The organism is Ensifer sp. MJa1 (genome assembly GCF_037026475.1).
GTDB lineage: Bacteria > Pseudomonadota > Alphaproteobacteria > Rhizobiales > Rhizobiaceae > Ensifer.
Window position 1 is genome coordinate 91,702 of record NZ_JAKUMO010000010.1, and the last position, 18,705, is coordinate 110,406.

General features: G+C 62.2%; 19 protein-coding genes and 1 tRNA gene. 11 read left to right on the forward strand and 9 right to left on the reverse strand.

Features of this window, described 5'->3' with window-relative positions:
- Positions 1-47: 47 nt before the first annotated feature.
- Positions 48-2,969 carry an aminotransferase gene (locus MKZ91_RS15515; protein WP_336171875.1) on the reverse strand — a complete coding sequence of 974 codons (2,922 nt, stop codon included), beginning with the start codon at positions 2,967-2,969 and terminating at the stop codon, positions 48-50.
- 112 nt (positions 2,970-3,081) lie between these two features.
- Positions 3,082-3,825 carry a histidine utilization repressor gene (hutC, locus tag MKZ91_RS15520; RefSeq protein ID WP_336172019.1) on the reverse strand — a complete coding sequence of 248 codons (744 nt, stop codon included), beginning with the start codon at positions 3,823-3,825 and terminating at the stop codon, positions 3,082-3,084.
- A 136-nt stretch (positions 3,826-3,961) separates the two neighbouring features.
- Here hutC and hutF point away from each other — a divergent pair, with 136 nt between their 5' ends.
- The 6 genes from hutF (at position 3,962) to MKZ91_RS15550 (ending at position 10,277) form a co-directional block, all read left to right on the forward strand.
- Positions 3,962-5,338 carry a formimidoylglutamate deiminase gene (gene hutF, locus MKZ91_RS15525; RefSeq protein WP_336171876.1) on the forward strand — a complete coding sequence of 459 codons (1,377 nt, stop codon included), beginning with the start codon at positions 3,962-3,964 and terminating at the stop codon, positions 5,336-5,338.
- A 35-nt stretch (positions 5,339-5,373) separates the two neighbouring features.
- Positions 5,374-6,408, forward strand: coding sequence for an ABC transporter substrate-binding protein (locus MKZ91_RS15530; RefSeq protein ID WP_336171877.1), 1,035 nt, complete (start codon positions 5,374-5,376; stop codon positions 6,406-6,408).
- Between the two features lie 139 nt (positions 6,409-6,547).
- Positions 6,548-7,405: an ABC transporter permease gene (locus tag MKZ91_RS15535; RefSeq protein ID WP_336171878.1), complete on the forward strand. Its 858-nt coding sequence runs from the start codon at positions 6,548-6,550 to the stop codon at positions 7,403-7,405.
- Positions 7,398-8,225, forward strand: coding sequence for a quaternary amine ABC transporter ATP-binding protein (locus tag MKZ91_RS15540; RefSeq protein WP_336171879.1), 828 nt, complete (start codon positions 7,398-7,400; stop codon positions 8,223-8,225). The genes MKZ91_RS15535 and MKZ91_RS15540 overlap by 8 nt, the downstream gene beginning before the upstream one ends.
- Complete coding sequence (locus MKZ91_RS15545) at positions 8,218-9,699, forward strand: HAL/PAL/TAL family ammonia-lyase (protein WP_336171880.1); 1,482 nt, start codon at positions 8,218-8,220, stop codon at positions 9,697-9,699. Before MKZ91_RS15540 ends, MKZ91_RS15545 begins: the two co-directional genes overlap by 8 nt.
- On the forward strand, positions 9,696-10,277 hold the full coding sequence (locus tag MKZ91_RS15550; protein WP_336171881.1) for a HutD/Ves family protein: 582 nt from the start codon (positions 9,696-9,698) through the stop codon (positions 10,275-10,277). Before MKZ91_RS15545 ends, MKZ91_RS15550 begins: the two co-directional genes overlap by 4 nt.
- Positions 10,278-10,298: 21 nt before the next feature.
- On the opposite strand, the gene MKZ91_RS15555 is transcribed toward MKZ91_RS15550, so the two are convergent.
- On the reverse strand, positions 10,299-10,739 hold the full coding sequence (locus MKZ91_RS15555) for an acetyltransferase (RefSeq protein WP_336171882.1): 441 nt from the start codon (positions 10,737-10,739) through the stop codon (positions 10,299-10,301).
- Between the two features lie 312 nt (positions 10,740-11,051).
- Here MKZ91_RS15555 and MKZ91_RS15560 point away from each other — a divergent pair, with 312 nt between their 5' ends.
- Positions 11,052-11,210, forward strand: a complete 159-nt coding sequence (locus tag MKZ91_RS15560; RefSeq protein WP_336171883.1) for a hypothetical protein — start codon at positions 11,052-11,054, stop codon at positions 11,208-11,210.
- A 75-nt stretch (positions 11,211-11,285) separates the two neighbouring features.
- Here the strand turns inward: MKZ91_RS15560 and MKZ91_RS15565 are convergent, their stop codons facing one another.
- Both MKZ91_RS15565 and MKZ91_RS15570 read right to left on the reverse strand, forming a co-directional pair.
- Entirely contained in the window at positions 11,286-12,077 is a 792-nt protein-coding gene (locus MKZ91_RS15565) for a hypothetical protein (RefSeq protein WP_336171884.1), read from the reverse strand.
- A gap of 24 nt (positions 12,078-12,101) precedes the next feature.
- Positions 12,102-12,236 (reverse strand): hypothetical protein, encoded by a 135-nt coding sequence (locus MKZ91_RS15570; RefSeq protein ID WP_336171885.1) that lies wholly within the window; start codon positions 12,234-12,236, stop codon positions 12,102-12,104.
- Between the two features lie 502 nt (positions 12,237-12,738).
- Between MKZ91_RS15570 and MKZ91_RS15575 the strand changes: the two genes are divergently transcribed.
- Complete coding sequence (locus MKZ91_RS15575) at positions 12,739-13,002, forward strand: hypothetical protein (RefSeq protein ID WP_336171887.1); 264 nt, start codon at positions 12,739-12,741, stop codon at positions 13,000-13,002.
- Between the two features lie 274 nt (positions 13,003-13,276).
- Here MKZ91_RS15575 and MKZ91_RS15580 read toward each other — a convergent pair.
- The 3 genes from MKZ91_RS15580 to MKZ91_RS15590 all read right to left on the reverse strand — a co-directional run bounded on the left by MKZ91_RS15580 (position 13,277) and on the right by MKZ91_RS15590 (position 15,657).
- Positions 13,277-13,353: transfer RNA gene (locus tag MKZ91_RS15580), tRNA-Met, on the reverse strand.
- A 135-nt stretch (positions 13,354-13,488) separates the two neighbouring features.
- On the reverse strand, positions 13,489-14,685 hold the full coding sequence (gene mnmA / locus MKZ91_RS15585) for a tRNA 2-thiouridine(34) synthase MnmA (RefSeq protein WP_336171889.1): 1,197 nt from the start codon (positions 14,683-14,685) through the stop codon (positions 13,489-13,491).
- A 222-nt stretch (positions 14,686-14,907) separates the two neighbouring features.
- Positions 14,908-15,657: a helix-turn-helix transcriptional regulator gene (locus MKZ91_RS15590; protein ID WP_336171890.1), complete on the reverse strand. Its 750-nt coding sequence runs from the start codon at positions 15,655-15,657 to the stop codon at positions 14,908-14,910.
- Positions 15,658-16,138: 481 nt separating this feature from the next.
- Between MKZ91_RS15590 and sciP the strand changes: the two genes are divergently transcribed.
- Positions 16,139-16,414, forward strand: a complete 276-nt coding sequence (sciP, locus tag MKZ91_RS15595) for a CtrA inhibitor SciP (RefSeq protein ID WP_003527546.1) — start codon at positions 16,139-16,141, stop codon at positions 16,412-16,414.
- Between the two features lie 212 nt (positions 16,415-16,626).
- Positions 16,627-16,908 carry a GNAT family N-acetyltransferase gene (locus MKZ91_RS15600; RefSeq protein ID WP_336171901.1) on the forward strand — a complete coding sequence of 94 codons (282 nt, stop codon included), beginning with the start codon at positions 16,627-16,629 and terminating at the stop codon, positions 16,906-16,908.
- Between the two features lie 280 nt (positions 16,909-17,188).
- Here MKZ91_RS15600 and MKZ91_RS15605 read toward each other — a convergent pair whose 3' ends face one another.
- The gene (locus tag MKZ91_RS15605; protein ID WP_057254717.1) at positions 17,189-17,539 is read right to left on the reverse strand and encodes a flagellar export protein FliJ; all 351 of its coding nucleotides are present in this window, start codon (positions 17,537-17,539) and stop codon (positions 17,189-17,191) included.
- A gap of 442 nt (positions 17,540-17,981) precedes the next feature.
- Here MKZ91_RS15605 and ctrA point away from each other — a divergent pair, with 442 nt between their 5' ends.
- Positions 17,982-18,683 (forward strand): response regulator transcription factor CtrA, encoded by a 702-nt coding sequence (ctrA, locus tag MKZ91_RS15610; RefSeq protein WP_025424706.1) that lies wholly within the window; start codon positions 17,982-17,984, stop codon positions 18,681-18,683.
- The last annotated feature ends 22 nt before the right edge of the window (positions 18,684-18,705 follow it).

Sequence of the window (18,705 nt, forward strand, 5' to 3'; positions counted from 1 at the left end):
GCCAACGAGACGCCGCGGCCCTCCCCGCGGCGTTTTCGTGTCGTGTCCTACCAGCCTTCGTCCAGCACTCGCGCCAGCATGTCGGCGAAGAAATCGGCGCTTTCCTTCGTCAGGCAGAGCGGCGGCTTGATCTTCAGCACGTTCAGGTGATCACCGGTCGGCTGCATGATGACGCCCAAATCAAGCAGGCGGTCGCAGATCGCAGCCGTCTCCTCGGTCGCAGGGGTCAAGGTCTCCCGGTCGCGCACGAATTCGACGCCGAGATAGAGCCCCATGCCATGCACCGCACCGATCAACGGAAAGCGCTGGCCGAGCGCTTCGAGCCGCGCCTTGAGGTAGCCGCCGACGACACGGGCGTTTTCCGGCAGCCGCTCTTCGGTCAGGATATCGAGAACCGTCTGGCCGACGATCGAGCTGACGGGGCTGCCGCCGGCCGACGAGAAGAAGTAGCCCTCTTTCTCCAGCGCGTCGGCGATCTCGCGGCGGGTAATGACGGCACCAAGCGGATGGCCGTTGCCCATGCCCTTGGCGACCGTGATGATGTCGGGCACGACGCCCTGCTCCTCGAAGCCCCAGAAATAATCTCCGAGACGGCCGTATCCGACCTGCACCTCGTCGGCGATGCACACGCCGCCGCGGGCGCGCACCATGGCGTAGACCGCGTCGAGATAGCCTTTGGGCAGAGGTATGCCGCCGGCATTGCCGTAAACCGGCTCGCAGATGAAGCCAGCCAGCTTTTCGCCCGCGGCATCGAGCTCGGTCAACTTGGTGACGACGGAGCGCACGTAGCTGTCGCGCGTGTCGTCGCCACGGAATTCGCCGCGATAGGTGTTGGGTGCCGTAACCGGATGGACCCACGCCGGCCGGGTTTCGAGCGCCTGCGGATTGTCGGCGATCGAGGTCGACACCGCGTCGCTCGCAACCGTCCAGCCGTGATAGGCCTCCAGCAGGCTGACGACGTTGCGGGCGCCGGAATAGGCCCAGGCGAGCCTAAGTGCGAGATCGTTGGCCTCCGAACCACTGTTGACCAGAAACACCGTGTCGAGCCCTTCGGGCGCAAGGGCTGCAAGCCGCGCCGAAAATTCGGCAACCGACGCGTAGTGAAACCGCGAATTGGTGTTGAGCAGCGACCATTGCCGCCCAACGGCGGAAGCAAGCCGAGGATGTCCGTGGCCAAGGATCGTCACGTTGTTGACCATGTCGAGATAGCTGCGGCCCTCGACGTCGAAGAGATACTCCTTGAAGCCGCGCTCGATCTGCGGTGGTTTCAGGTAATAGTTCTTCTGTGGCTTGGCAAAATGCTGATGCCTTCGGTCGAGCAACTCCTGGCTGTGCGGTTCCGGCGCATCGCACTCGAAGCCGAGAATACCTGCCGGAGACGGGCAGATTGCCTTCCAGGCCTCGGCCTGATGCGGCATCACAAAGAGTGGCGGAACAAGCCCATGCTCACGGCAAAGCTGGACCCGGATAAGGCCGAGCGACTGCTGTTCGCCGGATACGACACCGACGAGCGATCCGGTTGCGACCGTCTCGGCAACATCGGCGCCAACCGCGACACCCTCGAGAAACAGGCTCGCATCGGCACCTTCGAGCACAAGCAGCCCATCCTGCCGGATCATACGCGCCTCGAAGGGTGCGACGATCTCGCGGCCCGCGGCAAGGCAGATGTCCACATGCAGGGCCAGCGTGGCCTCGGGGCGCGGCGAGCGCAGCTGCGTCTCGGTCATCCGGAATTCGCCGTAGCGCGTGGTTGCGACGCCGATCGCGTGCGCGGCGTGCTGCAGCAATGCGATCGGCAGGCCCGGATGCTGCCAGCGGTCTTCCGGTAACAGCGGACTGAGGATCGACAGGTCGATATGGCGCATATCGGTCGGCCCGATCCCCTCAATCAGGCTCTCGCCGGCGACCGATGTCGATTCTGGAGCGTACCCCACTGCCGAAAGAATGGCGCGTTCCATCAGCGCCAGCGGCACCGAGGACGCCACATCGAAAATCTCGCGCTCATGGGCGGCATTGCCTTCGACATAGGCGTTATCTGGTTCGCGCGAAAGCTGATGTTCGGAGCTTGCAACCAGCACCGCAGCGCGCGCGACGATCAGCGGCCAGAGCGCCCTGAGCTCCGTCTCGGTCAATGGGCATGCGGCATGAAACGCCTTGACCGCCGGCAGGATGAACCAGGGGTCGCCATCGGCATGGTGCAACAGCGAGGCGCATGTGACGGCGAGTTCGGCGACCAGCCAGCCATTGAGGATGTCACCGAAGTCGATGACGCCGTCCGGGATCTGCCGGCCGGCGGTATCGCGCCGGCTGACGACATTGTCGTCGGTGACGTCGTGGTGGATCGCCTGGATCCTGAGATCCGGTATCAACGGTTGCAAGCGCCGCATGGCGCCGACCACGACTTCGGCGATATGTTTCTTCTGCTGCTGATCCGCCATATCGGCAAGGAGATGGAGAATGACCTGGCCGGCGCGACGCAGATCCCATTGCAGCTCGCGCTCGAGGCCCGGATGACTGAAGTCGGCAAGCGCCTCAGCCAGGCCGCCCGCCAGCCCGCCGAGTGCTGCAACGGTTTCTTTCGGCAAATGCTTGCGGCGTGTCAACGGTTCGCCATCGAGATAGCTGAGCAGGCGGATCCGGTAAGCCTGATCGCGGACGCTGACGTTCTCGATCGCCTCGCCCTTCAGCGAGGGCACGACTTCGGCAACCCGCCCGGTGCTCAAGTGTTCGGCCAGGTGCCGCAAAGCCGCGTTCTGCGCTTCCAGCTCAAGCGCCTGATACTCCGCGCGGCAGATCTTGAGCACATAGCGCCGCTCACCGGTATCGATGCGATAGTTGCGGTCCTGCTGGCTGCCGAGTTCGACGATGGTCCCTTCGAGCCCATAGTGCTCCGCGATCATCGCCCGCGCCTCGTCGGCACTGACATCGGGCCGCGGCAGTTCGGTGCGTTTCAGCGCGTCCTCAACCATGATCTCGTCTCCTCCCATCCGGCAGTCGATCCTCCGAATCGACTGGAATGTTGTCGAGATTAGAGCGGGACGCGGAAAACGCGCGCAGTTTTCCGCCCGTTCCGCCTGTCGCCTATTGCGACATGCCCTCAAGACGATAGCGGGTGCCGGGATAAAGCAGCCGCGCGGTCGTCACATTGCCCGCATCCGACCAGGTGCGGCGGCGGATCATCAGGCACGGCTCGTTGCGGTCTATGCCCAGCAGCTTGCATTCCCAGAGCTGCGGCGACACCGCCTCGACGATCTGCTCGGTTCGGGTGATCGGTGCCATCGCGGTGAGATAGGCATTCGGCGTCATCACCTGGAAATCCTGCTCCAGATAGCGCGGGCAGATCGCCGGGTTGACGAAGCGATCCTCGATCTGGATCGGCAGGCCGTTTTCCGAATGCACCATGATGGAATGGAAGACGCGGGCGCCGGTGGCAAGCCCGAGCGCATAGCCGATCTCGGGTGTCGCCACCTCTTCCTGCATCAAGGTCATCAACGATGTGTGGGCATGGCCGCGCTCACGGATCTCGTCGGCAATGTTGCGCACTTCCAGAAGTGCGGTGCTGCCCTTATGCGCGGCGACGAAAGAGCCGACGCCCTGAACCCGCGTGATCGCCCCTTCGCTCGCCAGTTCCCTGAGCGCCCTGTTGGCCGTCATGCGACTGACGCCGAGGTCGGCGACGATCTCGTTTTCCGAGGGGACGCGGTGATGCGCCGGCCACTCGCCGCTCTCGATGCGGCTGCGGATGAACTGCTTGACCGCCTCGTAGCGCGGCACCGGGCCATCCTCGAAGGCGGCCGTTTCGTTCCGTTTTCTGAGTGCCGATATCAACTCTCGCCCCGCCTTTCCGGAATGCCGAACAAATCATGCGCATTCGCTCACGGATCTTTTCGTTCATTTCACGCTTGCGCGCCAGCTTAAAATATCTATAGTTCCATATACAACTACGTACAGGAAAATGCACATGGCTAGTTTTCCCGTCAACCGGATCTTTGCAGAACGGGCGCTCCTGCCCGGCGGCTGGGCCCAGAACGTCGCAATTTCGCTCGATGCGTCCGGCCGGATTGCGGCGATCGAGGCCGGCAGCACCGTCGCGGACGGCGACGAGCGTGCGGCAGGACCGCTCGTGCCGGCAATTGCTAACCTGCACTCCCACGCCTTCCAGCGTGCGATGGCCGGGCTCGCTGAAGTCGCCGGCAGCGGCAACGACAGCTTCTGGACCTGGCGCGAGGAAATGTACCGCACCGTCGGCCTGGTGAGCCCTGACGACGTCGAGGCGATCGCCTCCAAGCTCTACATGGAGATGCTGAAGGGCGGTTTCGGCCGTGTGGCGGAATTCCACTACCTGCACCATCAGGCCGATGGTACGACCTATGCTGACCCGGCCGAGATGTCGCTGCGCATTCTCGCCGCTGCCCGCACGACCGGCATCGGCCTTACGCATCTGCCGGTTTTCTACGCCCACGCCAATTTCGGCGGTGTCGAGCCCAATCCCGGTCAGCGGCCGTTCCTGCACACCCCCGATCGCTTCCTGGCGCTGCTTCAGCGACTTGAACCGCTCTGCCGCGAGCAGGGTCACACGCTCGGCTACGCCATCCACTCGCTGCGTGCGGCCACGCCCGAGGAGATGCGTACCATCCTTGATGCAGCGCCCGTTGCCGGGCCGATCCACATCCACGTCGCCGAACAGACGAAGGAAGTCGAAGACAGCCTCGCCTGGAGCGGCCGCCGCCCGGTCGAATGGCTGCTCGACGAAATGCCGGTCGATGAACGCTGGTGTGCCATCCACGCGACCCACCTGACGGACGAGGAACGGCAACGTCTGGCGCGCTCCGGCGCCGTTGCCGGCCTCTGCCCGGCGACCGAGGCCAACCTCGGCGACGGTATCTTCCCGGCGGTCGACTTCATGGCTGAAGGCGGGATCTTCGGCGTCGGCACCGACAGCCATGTGGCAACAAGTGTTGCCGAGGAACTGCGGCTGCTCGAATACGGCCAGCGCCTGCGCGACCGCCGCCGTAACCGGCTGGCTACCGGTCCCGGTGCTTCGATCGGCCGGACGATCTTCGACGCGGCGCTCAAGGGCGGCGCCCAGGCTGCTGGCCAGAAGACCGCGGGCATCACAGTCGGCGCCCGTGCCGATTTCGTCGTGCTCGACGGCGACAATCCTTACATCGCTGCCGCCAGCGACAACCAGATCCTCGACCGCTGGCTCTTTGCGCTTGGCGGCGAGACCGTTCGCGACGTCATGGTCGCGGGCCAGTGGAAGATCCGGAACGGACGCCACGATCGGGAGGAAGAGATCGACCGCGCCTTCGCGCGGGTGCTGATGAAACTGAAATAGTCATCGAAGCCAATATCAAAAAAGGGAACAGCTTAATGTCGATCAACAAACTGAAACTCACGCTTGCCGCCACCGGCCTCGTGCTTGCCGCTTCCACCGGCAGCGCCAGCGCGTCCTATTGCGGCGACGGCAAGACCGTCATGTTCGCCGGCATCGATTGGGAAAGCGGCGCCTTCATCACCGAAGTGATGAAGGCCATTCTTGCCAAGGGCTACGACTGCCAGGTGGATTCGATCCCCGGCAACTCGGTGACGCTGGAACAGGCGACCGCCAACAACGACGTGCAGATCTTCGCCGAGGAATGGCTCGGCCGCTCCGACGTCTGGAACAAGGCCGTCGAGGAAAAGAAGGTCGTTGCCGTCGGCAAGACCTTCGTCGGCGCCAGCGAAGGCTGGTTCGTGCCGGAATACGTCATCAAGGGCGACGCGTCGCGCAATCTCGAAGCCAAGGCGCCGGACCTGAAGAGCGTCTCGCAGCTTTCCGACCCGAAGATGGTCGAACTCTTCGCCGATCCGGAAGAGCCGACCAAGGGCCGCTTCCTCAATTGCCCGTCAGGCTGGACCTGCGAAGGTGTAAGCTCCGCCAAGCTCGAAGCCTACAAGCTCGGCGAGACCTACGTGAACTTCCGTCCGGGCACCGGCACCGCGCTCGATTCCGCTATCACGTCTGCCTATCTCCAGGGCGAGCCGATCCTCTTCTACTACTGGTCGCCTACCGCGATCATGGGCAAGTTCAAGCTCGTCCAACTCGAAGAGCCCGCCTATAACGAAGCCTGCTGGAAGGAGCTTTCGAGCGCCACCGGCAAGCGCGACCAGGGCTGCGCCTTCCCGTCGGTGGACGTTTCCTATGGCGTCAACAGCACCTTTGCTCAGGAAGCCCCCGAAATCGTCGCCATCCTCGAAAAGGCGACCTTCCCGCTCGACGCCGTCAACGGCAGCCTTGCCTACATGGCCGACAACAAGGTCGACGCGACGGCAGCCGCCGCCGAGTTCCTGAAGACCAAGGCGGACGTCTGGGGCAAGTGGGTTTCCGATGAGGCCCGCGGCAAGATCGAAGCCAGCCTGAAGTAATCACGACCAGACGCCGGGTCTGGTCTGCGCCGCAGGTCTTGCGGCGGGCCAGGCCCGGCACTTGGCGACATACCCGAGGCAAGCGCCATTGATGGCCGCAGGAGGCGGCTGTCTATGGCCCGAGCAAGGAACGTTTCCGATGTTTCCGGATTCTCTCAATCTCTCCATCCGCGGGCCGGTGAATGATTTCATCCAGGCGCTGGTCAGCGGCTATGGCTGGGTCTTCAAGGCGATCAGCGGCGTTATTCTGAAAGCCGTTCTGTTCATCGAATGGATCCTGCGCGGCCTGCCCTGGTGGGTCGTCATCCTCATTTTCATGGCGCTTGCCTGGCAAAGCTCCAAGCGCTGGGGCCTCACGGTGGTCGTCGGCATTCTGCTGTTCTTCGTCGGCGTGCTTGGCCTTTGGGACCTGACGATGCAGACGCTGGCGCTGATGCTGATGGCAACGATCGTCTCGGTCGTCATCGGCGTGCCCATGGGCATTCTCGTCGCCAAGAGCCGCGTGGTGCGCAACATCACCCTGCCGGTTCTCGACGTCATGCAGACGATGCCGAGCTTCGTCTATCTGATCCCGGCACTGATGCTCTTCGGCCTTGGCAAGGTGCCGGCGATCCTCGCCACCATCATCTATGCCGTGCCGCCGCTCATTCGCCTGACCGATCTCGGCATCCGCCAGGTCGATCACGAGGTCGTGGAAGCGGCAACCGCCTTCGGTGGCAGCCCCAACCAGATCCTCTTCGGCGTCGAGCTGCCACTCGCCACGCCGACGATCATGGCTGGCCTCAACCAGACGATCATGATGGCGCTGTCGATGGTGGTCGTCGCCTCGATGATCGGCGCCCGCGGCCTCGGCGAACAGGTGCTGAACGGCATTCAGACGCTCGATGTCGGCAAGGGCCTGGAAGCCGGTATCGGCATCGTCATTCTCGCGATCGTACTCGACCGCATCACGCAAGGCTTCGGCAAGAGCCAGACGGAGGATCCACGCAATGGCTGATATCGAGATCCGCAACGTCTACAAGATCTTCGGCCACGACGCCAAGAACGCGCTCGCCATGGCCAAGGAAGGGCTGAACAAGTCCGAGATCCTCGCCCGCTCCGGCTGCAGCGTCGGCCTCAACAATGTCAGCCTGACGATCGGCGCGGGCAAGATCTTCGTGATCATGGGCCTTTCCGGCTCCGGCAAGTCGACGCTGGTGCGCCACATCAACCGGCTGATCGAACCGACCAGCGGCGAAGTGGCATTCGACGGCAACAACATCCTGGACCTCGACGCCAAGGAGCTGCGCACCTTCCGCATGCACCGCGTCAGCATGGTGTTCCAAAGCTTTGCGCTGATGCCGCACCGCACCGTGCTGCAGAATGTCGTCTACGGCCAGCGCGTGCGCGGCCTGCCGAAGGCGCAAGCCCGCGACATCGGCATGAAGTGGATCGAGACCGTGGGTCTTGCCGGCTACGACGCCAAATTCCCGCATCAGCTCTCGGGCGGCATGAAACAGCGCGTCGGCCTGGCCCGTGCGCTTGCCGCCGACACCGACGTGATCCTGATGGACGAGGCCTTCTCGGCGCTTGACCCGTTGATCCGCGCCGACATGCAGGACCAGCTGCTGCAACTGCAGCAGAACCTGTCGAAGACCATCGTCTTCATCACCCACGATCTCGACGAGGCACTGCGCATCGGTTCGGAAATCGCCATCCTCAAGGACGGACAGGTGGTGCAGGTTGGCACGCCGGACGATATTCTCGAGCGCCCGGCCAACGACTATGTTGCCCGCTTCGTGCAACGCCGCCAGGGACGACCGGAAGCCCATGACTGAGACCATCACCCTCGACGCGCCGCTGACCTGGCAACAGGTTGCGGCGGTCGCCAACGGCGCCCGCCTCACCCTGTCCGACGCCGCACGACAGCGCATCGTCCATGCCCGCCGCATCGTCGACGCGCTGGTCGAGCGCGGCATACGCGGCTACGGCATCAACACCGGCGTCGGCGCGCTTTGCGACGTCATCATCGACCGCGAGAACCAGCAGGCACTCTCGCGCAACATCATCCTCAGCCACGCCTGCGGTGTCGGCGAACCGCTTGCCCACCCGGAAGCCCGCGCAGTCATGGCGGCCCAGATCGCCAACTTCGCCCACGGCTATTCCGGCGTGCGCGTCGAAACGGTCGAGGCGCTGCTTGCGCTGCTGAACGCCAACCTCATCCCCGACATTCCGTCGCGTGGATCGGTCGGCTATCTGACCCACGCGGCAGCAATCGGCCTCGTGCTGATCGGTCTCGGCAGTGCCGACGATGGCTCGGGCAAGGTCAGTGGCGCGGAAGCCCTCGCCCGCATCGGCCTCAAGCCGCTCAGGCTCGAAGCCAAGGAGGGTCTCAGCCTCGTCAACGGCACGCCCTGCGCCACCGGCTTGGCCGCGCTCGCGCTTTCACGGGCCACGCGCCTGTTCGACTGGGCAGATGCGGCCGCCGCCATGACCTATGAAAACCTTGGCAGCCAGGCCAACGCCTTTGCCGCCGTCCCGCTGGCCCTTCGTCGCTCCGAAGGCCTGGACGCGGTCGGCGCATCGATGCGTGCCTATCTTGCCGGCAGCCCGATGCTTGCCGAAACCGCGGGCACGCGCACGCAGGACCCCTTGAGCCTTCGTGCAGTTCCGCATGTGCACGGGGCTGCCCGAGATGCGCTGAAGCAGGTTGCCGAAGTCGTTGACCGGGAGCTTGCAAGCCTTACCGACAACCCCGCAGTCTCAGGCTCTCCCGAGGCGCCGGAAGTCCACTCGCAGGCCCACGCGGTCGGCGCAGCGCTTGGCCTTGCCATGGACAGCCTGGCGGTTGCCGTGGCCGAAGTCGCCGCCATTTCCGAACGCCGCATCGACCGGCTGGTCAACCCGCTGGTGAGCGGCCTGCCGGCCTTCCTCGCCGGCGACAGCGGCGTCTCCTCGGGCTTCATGATTGCGCAATACACCGCCGCTTCGCTTGCCGCGGAAAACCGGCGCCTTGCGGCCCCGGCAAGCCTCGATGGCGGCATCACCTCGGCGCTGCAGGAAGACATCCTCACCCATGCGACCCCGGCCGCCTGGAAAGCCCTGTCAATTGCTGACAATCTCGAGGCGATCCTGGCGATCGAATTGCTCGCGGCAGCCCAGGCCTATGACTTGCAGCCACCCGGGCGCGCGGAGCGCACCGATGGGCTCTACCAGCGCATTCGCGCGAAAATCCCGACCTATGCCGACGACCGGCCGCTGAACGGCGACTTCGCAAAGATGCGCATAATCATCGAAGAGAGCGCACCATGAAGGTTTTGCGCGCGAGCACCTACAAGCGCATGCCCTGGAAAAACGGCGGCGGCGAGACCGTCGAGATCGCCGTTTTCCCGGAAGAGGCCTCGCTTGCGGATTTCGACTGGCGCGTCAGCATGGCGACGGTCGCCAGCGACGGCCCCTTCTCCAGCTTCCCCGGCATCGACCGCACGCTCTCGATCCTAAAGGGCAGCGGCATGCGGCTCGCGATCGAGGGACGTGAGCCTGCCGTGATGACGGCGGAGGCGGCACCGCTCCCCTTCCCGGCCGACGTCGCGACATCGGCGACGCTTGTGGACGGCCCGATCGTCGATCTCAACGTCATGACAAGACGGGGCAAGCTTGCCCATACGGTCCAGCGTCTGACGATCGACCATAAACTGTCGCTGGACGGTGCGGCTGAAACAACGCTGGTGCTCTGCCATGGCGGCGCCCTGCGCCTTACCTCAGCCGAGGCAAAGGCAGATCTTGCGGAAGGAGACGCGGTAATCATCGAGGGGCCTGCCGCGATCTCGATCGAGCCCGCTGCCCCCGCCGTCGTCTTTGTCATCGCCATCGGCACGCCTGCGGCCTGATCCCGCCTTCGTGCGCGCCGCTCACCCGCGGCGCAGATGCAAGAGCGGATAGGGCCGCCCGGCATCGTCGACCGGCGATCGCCCGACGGGCTTGAAGCCCAAGCGCTGATAGAAACCAGCCCCCGACGCGTTCTGCTCGTTGACGTCGACCGTCAGCACCGGATGCAGGCTCACGGCGTGTTCGACCAGCCGCCGGCCGACACCGGCGCCGCGCGCATCGGCGTGCACGAAGAGCGAGTCGATCTGTGCGCCAGTCATGCCCATGAAGCCGAGAGCCCGGTCATTTTCATCGGCCGCGATCAAGAACTCGGCAACGGGCAGATAATGGTCGCGCACCAGCACCTCAATGGCGGCAAAATCCTCCGGCGTCAGGAAATCATGGGTAGCGACAACGGCGCTTCGCCAGATATCGAAGCTGCGCGGGATGTCGGACGGTCGGGAGGAGCGAATGGAAATGGCCATGAGGCAATCACATTAAAACAGCATCGAAGAGGACCGTAGAGCTTCGAGGCTCAAGCCCACGCCGGCGCAGGACACGCGTTGGTGAAGATGTCCGGGCACGAATCCGGCCCGGCACGAAGCACGCACCTTAATCGAGGGCGAACCGATCGCAAGCCGTTGGGTGCGGTGCGCTTTCTATGCAACGCCGGTTAAGTTTCCAGTAACCATATCTCATGTTCCCCGGGGAACAGCGAGATTGCTGCCACACGATAGTCTTCATGTCACGGTTTGACCGACACACCTCAACAAACGCTGGGCTTGGAGGACAAGGACATGATCAAAACCGCTTTTGGCGTCAACATCACCGTACTGGTCTTCTCGATCACCGTAATCGCCATCATGCATGTCGCCCTGTCTCAATATAAGGCGGCCGAGTTTGCCGATATCAACCTGCCCGACTACTCGACAATCACCTCGTCGATCAGCCGATAACCGTCGCAATTTTCGACGTCGCCGTTCCCCAGGTCACGGGGGAACGGCGCTGCGATATGCAAGTGTCGCCGACGGTCACGCGCAAAAATTAGCCACGACACAATCCCAGAGTTTTCCAACTGCCGCTGATGCTCCCTTGAGGTCGACCTTGACCTCAGCGTCACCGACGCGGAACACCAGTTCGGAACTGTGTTCGATGGGGGCTTGGAAGCCTTCCTCTTTTCCCCCGCCCCGAACGGCCAGTTGCTGCGGCGTGAGCACCTCGACATTCGTCGATGGATAGCGCTTGCCATCGAAAAGCAAATCGGCGCTGGGAACGTTTTCCGTCTTAAACGTCCAGGCCTCATTATAGAAGCCGAGGTCAAAGGCCTCATTGTTGTTGGCGTAGATCATGAAGGTCGTCGTGCCATCGATGTCTTGCGACATCACACAACCGTTCGCGCTATCGTCCTTCAGACGCGAACAGTTCCAAACACCGACCGTGAACCCGCGGTCTACAGAGCCTTTCGCACTCTCCCCGACCCGATAGTCCAGCATACTCGGCGGCTTACCGTCCGTCTTGAATTGCAGGACGTAGCCGCGGTTCTCGGCGTCGGTTGCCTGACATTTGGTAACCGCCGATCCTTTGAACGGGTTTTCGTAGGAACAGCCACCCGTCACCTCTTTCGAGCTTATCGGGCCGCTGTCCTTGCCGTGGTTCACGATGACCTTGTCGACACTCTGTAACTGGCTATCGGCGTCCGGCTTCTCGCCTTCGATGCCGCTAAAGGTAACAGCACCACCTCCAGAGCCGATGTTCACTGAAAATCCAGTCCGGCCTGTCCGGTAGATCGACTGGATCAGCCGACCGGCGCATGTGTTCGTCATGTCTTCGCCGGCAACGACCAAGCGCTAACACGTGCCAGTCACCATCGCCACGCCAACCAAATCGCCCAGCCCTTGCGAGGCAGCCGGCATAGCGCCGAGGCCACCCGCCATGACAGTTCCCACCATCAGACCGACGCGGACGCTAGACGTCTTGCGCATTCCAATCTCCCCAACCACCGCGAGTCGTTTATAATCTTAAGGTTGCATCAACCTAGACAGCGATCGGCCGGTCCGCTAGTGGCATCAGTATCCGCATGAGCGGATGAAGCGATGGAACATGATGGGCAGCTCTGGATGCGCTGGACCTCGGCGATTGGCCCCGGTACACCCGGCGGTTTCGCTTCTGACGTGTGCACGGATCCCCCACGGCGTTACCATGGCGAAAGCCGCCTAGCGATGCCGAAGATAATTCCTTTTGATTTCCAGCTAGCCGCGTCGAGTTAGGAAGCTGCTCGGTAGCTACCCGTTTGCTGTAGGGCCAAAGTCCTAGGTGGCGCGTCAATGGTCTGAGGGCGATTGTCGCAAAACCTATAACAGAATATTCTAATTCAACCATGGCGTCATCGCCTCAGCGCCACGGGGTCGCAAGTGGCCCCAGAGCCGCCCGCCCCTCCGAGCCGCTCTGGGCCACTACAACATCACCGAGGCCACGGGTGAAACAATGAAGAACACAAACCTGCCGAAAATCACCCCACCGCATCGCCAGGCCACTTACGACCACAGAAGCGATGATTGCCAGGAAGCCCTCAGGGAGGCGTTCGCCGCCTTCGTGGATCATTGTACGGCCGCCGGCTGGTCCGATGATGACGTCGCCATGGCATTGATCGAAATCGCTGACGAGCACTTCTGCTCCCTTGCCATCCTCGCCGACGTCTCCGCCAGCGTTCCAGTTCCCGTTGCACGGGCTGAACTGGCAAAATTCTAGCGCCCCTTCGGAGCCTCGTCTTTCGGCTGGATGAGCGGCGAAGGAAACGCCGAGCCTGGAACCAATGGGCTTGCGCGGCGTGCCAGTCCTTGGCTTTTCTATTTTGGGGGCAGTACGTCCGCCTGAAAACCGGTCTTTCGAGGGAACGGGAGCCGGCAGCCGTGGTCGCGCCTTGCCGACGCGAAGCCGCTATCCGCGCGCCAGACGAAGAATAGGACGACGACATCAGAGACTGTCTGTCTGGAACGCAACCAAGGCACGATCGGCTGATGAATGGTAGCGGAGGAGGGATTCGAACCCCCGACACAAGGATTATGATTCCTCTGCTCTAACCTACTGAGCTACTCCGCCGGGTACCGCGTCAGGGCTTCGAAGTGGAAGCCGTCTTGACTGGACGGGCGGCTTATAAGGCGCCGTTCCGTCCAGTGTCAAGCCAAGTCTCCGGGAAAATGTGAAGTTTTCACAACAGCCCGGAAATCAACGGCTTCAGGCGGCCGCAGGGGCCGAAAGAAGCGCCTTCAGGGCCGCTTCTGCGCTCGCTTCGCGTTCGGATTTACGAATAAATCCGCCGCCATAGACGCGCGCGTCCTCGCCGACGCCGGAATAGAGCGCGCAGGCTTGGCCAGGCGCAATGCCAGCCTCGCCTTCGGCAAGCTCCACATAGATGCCCTCATCGTCCATGGCGAGCACGGCAGGCGCCGGCTGGCGGGTGGAGCGCACCTTGGCGAAACAGTCAAAGCCGCGGGTAGCCGCAACCTCGACGTCCTCATCGCCCAGCCAGTTGACGTCGCGCAAATAGACGCGGCGGGTTTCGAGCGCTTCCTTCGGGCCGACGATGACCCGGCGCGAGCGGGCGTCGAGATAAACGACATAAAGCGGTTCGCCGGTGGCAATGCCGATGCCGCGGCGCTGGCCGATGGTGAAGTGCAGGATGCCTTCATGGGTACCGAGCACGCGGCCGTCGAGATGCACGATTTCGCCGGAGAGTGCTGCATTCGGCTTCAGCTTCGAGACGATGTCGCTGTACTTGCCCTGCGGCACGAAACAGATGTCCTGGCTGTCTGCCTTCTGGGCGACGACGAGGCCCATGTCCTCGGCGAACTTGCGCGTCTCCGCCTTCGAATAGCCGCCAAGCGGAAAGCGCAGGTAGTCGATCTGCTCCTGGGTCGTGGCGAACAGGAAGTAGCTCTGGTCGCGCTCGGCATCCGTCGGCCGGTAAAGCGCGCGCTGGCCGGCGTAGCGCGGGTTCGGGCTCGGGCGCGAGCGGATATAGTGGCCCGTCGCCAATGCGTCGGCGCCGAGTTCCTTGGCGGTCGCAAGCAGGTCGGCAAACTTGACCGTCTGGTTGCAGGCAACGCACGGGATCGGCGTCTCGCCGGCAATGTAGCTTTCGGCAAACGGATTGATCACCGTTTCGCGGAAGCGCGCTTCGTAGTCGAGCACGTAGTGGGGAATGCCGAGCGTTTCGCAGACGCGGCGGGCATCGTCGATGTCTTGGCCGGCGCAGCAGGAGCCGGCGCGGTGCACGGCGGCGCCGTGATCGTAAAGCTGCAGCGTGATGCCGAGAACGTCATAGCCCTCGCGTTTGAGCAGGCCGGCGACCACGGAACTGTCGACGCCGCCGGACATGGCAACGACGACACGCGTATCTTCGGGCTTGCGGTCAAAATCGAGACTGTTCACGGGATCCAATCCGGCCTTCGGGCAGCGAACCAGACGCCCGCCCTGTTTCACGCTTCATGCGATGCACTGCCGAGGAACTCTCTCCCCGACACGCTCGGCTCTACGGCGCCACGCGTCCAATCAGACGCGAGAAGGTCGCATGAGCCCTTTCATGTCCGCGACATATAGAAACTTGTCCGTCCGGCGGCAAGGCCGGCCGGCCATGCCGGCAAGCGCGCCGGCTCAGATCAGCTTCAGCCGCATGGCGCGGGCGATTGCCTGCATGCGGTTGACGGCGTCGAGCTTGCGCGTCGCACTCTTGAAGTAGCTGCTGACCGTATAGGTCGAGATACCCAGGATGATGGCGATCTCGTCGCTGCTCTTGCCGGCTGCCGCCCAGCGCAGGCATTCGACCTCCCGGCTCGACAGTCTCTCGCGCGCCGAGTTGCCGGTGTCGAAGGTGCGCTCGAGGCATTCAAACAGTTGGACGAGCAACAGATAGAGCGTGGCGCATTCGACACCGGCAGGTGCATCGCGACGGCCCGACAGCATGGCGATGAAGGGATCGCCGTTGCTTGTGTGCAGGAGCACGGCGAAATGGCGCGCCATCTCCGGATGGGCGAGCAGCCGGTGCACCATGGCTTCGCCCGCAGGCTTGGCAGCCGCATCGAGCAGTTCCGGGCCGCCGGTAACCGGCAGCTTGGTAAAGCGCAGCCGCTCGACCAGATGGCTCGACTGGAAGGTCTCGCAGGCATCGTACTGGCGCACCAGTTCCGACGGCCAGTTGCTTAGGACCAGCCGCTCGGAAAAGCGCTGCTGTTCGGCCAGCGGCATGCGCGCAATCATGAAATGGCCGAAGCCATAACGCGCGATCAGCCGCCGCATCAGATGCAGAAGTTCGTACTCGGTGCGCACAGCGGCCGTGTCGATCTCCGAGAACATATCCGCCGTATCCGCCTCGCGGAGCAAGGCCGGTTCATTCGATTCCTTCATCTGCGATCACCACATCCCCCGGCGCCACCGCGCCCGGTCGAGAGAATACAAAAGCGCCCCGGATCAACTGGGACATGAAATTCACCCTGCGGACGAAATACAGCCGCCGTAATCCGCCTGCGCAGTCAAGAAACGCGCCCGGTTGTGAAAACTATGACGATGCACCAAGATTGAATGCGGGAGCGCACATACGACGCTCATCCTTTATTTCGGCGCCTCGTTACCAAAAATTTTAGTTAAAGTGAAATGTGGTAATTGCATGGCTCCCATGTCAATTCCGCGTTATTCCAGAGTGATCCCAAAGGAATGCCGCAGAACAGACAGCCGTTCCCCATCAATCGGCAGGGAGAAAACCACAGCCGTACCATGCGATGGAAGTGTCTCAAATTATGAGCAAATTGTTACTTGCCGCTTAGGCAAATGTTAAATGTGGCACGCTAAGGTCAGGGTCATATGGTCTTGAGTTTGTGTAGAGAGTCCCATGACCGAAATGATGCGACCACGTGTAAAATATGTCATCGGCCCCGATGGCAGCCCTCTGACGATTGCGGATCTTCCGCCGGCTAATACCCGGCGCTGGGTGATCCGCCGCAAGGCAGAGGTTGTTGCCGCCGTGCGCGGTGGCCTGTTGAGCCTTGAGGAAGCGTGCGAACGCTACACCCTCACGGTCGAAGAATTCCTGTCCTGGCAGTCCTCGATCAACGATCATGGTCTTGCCGGCCTGCGCACCACTCGCATCCAGCAGTATCGCCACTAGTTTGCCCATAGCAGGGCCATAGGTCGAGCGGCGGCTTCGGGTATCCCGGAGCCGCCGCCGTCGTTTGCGCAATCCGCAGCAGGACAGCGTCTGGTGTTGCCGTTTCAAGAACGGTCTGTGCACCGCTGGTGTCCGGCTCGCCGATTCCGATTTTCAGGAATCTGCGCTAGCCTCCGGGTCAACAGTGGAACTGCTCTTCAAGGAAGGCCGTCATGGAAATCGTCACCGAGGAAACCGGGTCGCATGGCCGCTATTCGACTGTCGTCGAAGGCCACACCAGTGAAATGACCTATTCACGCACATCGCCGCAGCTCATCATCGTCGACCATACCCTCGTTCCCGACGCCCTGCGCGGCAAGGGTGTCGGCCAGGCGCTTGCCAAACATGCGATCGACGAGGCCCGCAAGGGCGGTTGGAAAATCATCCCGCTCTGCCCCTTCATGAAGGCACAGGCCATGCGGCATCCGGAATGGCAGGATGCGATTCAGGCGTGAGGCTCGCCTGAGCCGGAAACCGTCATCTCATTCCCAAAATGACAAGACCCGCCCGATGGCCAAAGCTTCGGGCGGGTCTTGTCGTCTTGTCACGATCGTGCCGGATCGGGCCATGCCAAGCGCAAGTCTTGAGAAAGAATGATACATCTGCCCCGAAACGGGCTAGCGCCTGTCCATCGCACGAAATCCCCCTGCCCGGAACCGGGCTCGGAGAAAATCGTCCGTTAGATCAAGGCGTTGCGATCCCGTTGCACCGCAAGGGCACAAAGGGCGCCGCCGTTCATGCCCGCAGGCGAGTCGATGTGTCCCGCTCTTCGAGGGCAGCCGCCTTGGCGTATTCGGCCTGCACTTCTTCGAGCGCGAGCTCGGCCGCATCCTGCTGCGCCTTCAACTCACGGATGGAGACCTGAAGATTGTCAGCTCTCTGGCGCGCGGCTTTGGCGAAGGTGGGATAGGCGAAGTGCTGGGGATCGGAAATACCCGACTTCTTTTCCTCGAAAATAATCTGATTTTCCAGATCCTTGGTCATTCGTTCGAACTCAGCCATCATCATCTGAAGCTGGTTCAGCTGACGCTGCTTCTCCCGAACCTGAAATTCCTTCAGGCGGACAAGGCTCTCACGTGCTTTCATACGCAATACTCCCGTGGATAACGAGACCCCGGTTACTGATTTGGCCCGCGCGCCGGCCCAAACAGGGCCGGAATCGAAAAATCTTCAGCGATATTAACAAATGCCTACCGCTGGTAACCTTTCGTTTACGGGCATCGTTAATCATAGGCGCGATGATTTAAGGCTCCGTAAATGCTGAGGCACGAAATGTGACTGCCCCGGCATTAACGAGTCAGAAGAGTCAGATAGCGGGAATTCCTCATGTATCACATGAGAATAGCCGTTCTGGATTCACGTTTGAAATCAGGAGACTGCTAAAAATATTTAACAATCTCGATACACCTTGCCAGAGGGAATCAGAATTTGTTAACCATTTGGTGGCAGCCTCCAAATCAGGCAACGACTGGATCCGTATCGCGTAAGGGGGCCACGAAAACCTTGGGCGGCGGAAAAGGGGAAGAATATGCGGGTTCTACTGATCGAAGACGATAGCGCAACAGCTCAGAGCATTGAGCTGATGCTCAAGTCCGAGAGTTTCAACGTCTACACCACCGACCTCGGTGAAGAAGGCGTCGATCTCGGCAAACTTTATGACTATGACATCATCCTTCTCGACCTCAACCTGCCGGACATGTCCGGTTATGAAGTTCTGAGAACGCTGCGCCTGTCCAAGGTCAAGACACCGATCCTGATTCTGTCGGGCATGGCTGGCATTGAAGACAAGGTTCGCGGCCTCGGTTTCGGCGCCGACGACTATATGACCAAGCCGTTCCACAAGGACGAGTTGGTTGCGCGCATCCATGCGATCGTCCGTCGCTCCAAGGGCCACGCCCAGTCGGTCATCTCGACCGGCGAGTTGATCGTCAATCTCGATGCCAAGACGGTGGAAGTCGGCGGCCAGCGCGTGCACCTCACGGGCAAGGAATACCAGATGCTCGAGCTGCTCTCGCTGCGCAAGGGCACGACGCTCACCAAGGAAATGTTCCTCAACCACCTCTATGGCGGCATGGACGAGCCGGAACTGAAGATCATCGACGTCTTCATCTGCAAGCTGCGCAAGAAACTTGCGAATGCTGCCGGCGGCGCCAATTATATCGAAACCGTCTGGGGCCGCGGCTACGTGCTGCGCGAGCCGGATGGCGCAGAATACGCCGAAACCGCCTGATTGCCTGATAGGCCTGCACCGC

Excerpts from the sequence above, each read along its gene's own strand:
- MKZ91_RS15575 (WP_336171887.1), top strand. The coding sequence starts at position 12,739 with ATGAAGAACACAAACCTGCCGAAAATCACCCCACCGCATCGCCAGGCC.
- MKZ91_RS15605 (WP_057254717.1), bottom strand. The coding sequence starts at position 17,539 with ATGAAAGCACGTGAGAGCCTTGTCCGCCTGAAGGAATTTCAGGTTCGG.
- MKZ91_RS15590 (WP_336171890.1), bottom strand. The coding sequence starts at position 15,657 with ATGAAGGAATCGAATGAACCGGCCTTGCTCCGCGAGGCGGATACGGCG.
- sciP (WP_003527546.1), top strand. The coding sequence starts at position 16,139 with ATGACCGAAATGATGCGACCACGTGTAAAATATGTCATCGGCCCCGAT.
- MKZ91_RS15555 (WP_336171882.1), bottom strand. The coding sequence starts at position 10,739 with ATGGCCATTTCCATTCGCTCCTCCCGACCGTCCGACATCCCGCGCAGC.
- MKZ91_RS15560 (WP_336171883.1), top strand. The coding sequence starts at position 11,052 with ATGATCAAAACCGCTTTTGGCGTCAACATCACCGTACTGGTCTTCTCG.
- MKZ91_RS15515 (WP_336171875.1), bottom strand. The coding sequence starts at position 2,969 with ATGGTTGAGGACGCGCTGAAACGCACCGAACTGCCGCGGCCCGATGTC.
- MKZ91_RS15545 (WP_336171880.1), top strand. The coding sequence starts at position 8,218 with ATGACTGAGACCATCACCCTCGACGCGCCGCTGACCTGGCAACAGGTT.
- MKZ91_RS15570 (WP_336171885.1), bottom strand. The coding sequence starts at position 12,236 with ATGCGCAAGACGTCTAGCGTCCGCGTCGGTCTGATGGTGGGAACTGTC.
- MKZ91_RS15600 (WP_336171901.1), top strand. The coding sequence starts at position 16,627 with ATGGAAATCGTCACCGAGGAAACCGGGTCGCATGGCCGCTATTCGACT.
- MKZ91_RS15530 (WP_336171877.1), top strand. The coding sequence starts at position 5,374 with ATGTCGATCAACAAACTGAAACTCACGCTTGCCGCCACCGGCCTCGTG.
- ctrA (WP_025424706.1), top strand. The coding sequence starts at position 17,982 with ATGCGGGTTCTACTGATCGAAGACGATAGCGCAACAGCTCAGAGCATT.
- MKZ91_RS15535 (WP_336171878.1), top strand. The coding sequence starts at position 6,548 with ATGTTTCCGGATTCTCTCAATCTCTCCATCCGCGGGCCGGTGAATGAT.
- MKZ91_RS15540 (WP_336171879.1), top strand. The coding sequence starts at position 7,398 with ATGGCTGATATCGAGATCCGCAACGTCTACAAGATCTTCGGCCACGAC.
- MKZ91_RS15565 (WP_336171884.1), bottom strand. The coding sequence starts at position 12,077 with ATGACGAACACATGCGCCGGTCGGCTGATCCAGTCGATCTACCGGACA.
- MKZ91_RS15550 (WP_336171881.1), top strand. The coding sequence starts at position 9,696 with ATGAAGGTTTTGCGCGCGAGCACCTACAAGCGCATGCCCTGGAAAAAC.
- hutF (WP_336171876.1), top strand. The coding sequence starts at position 3,962 with ATGGCTAGTTTTCCCGTCAACCGGATCTTTGCAGAACGGGCGCTCCTG.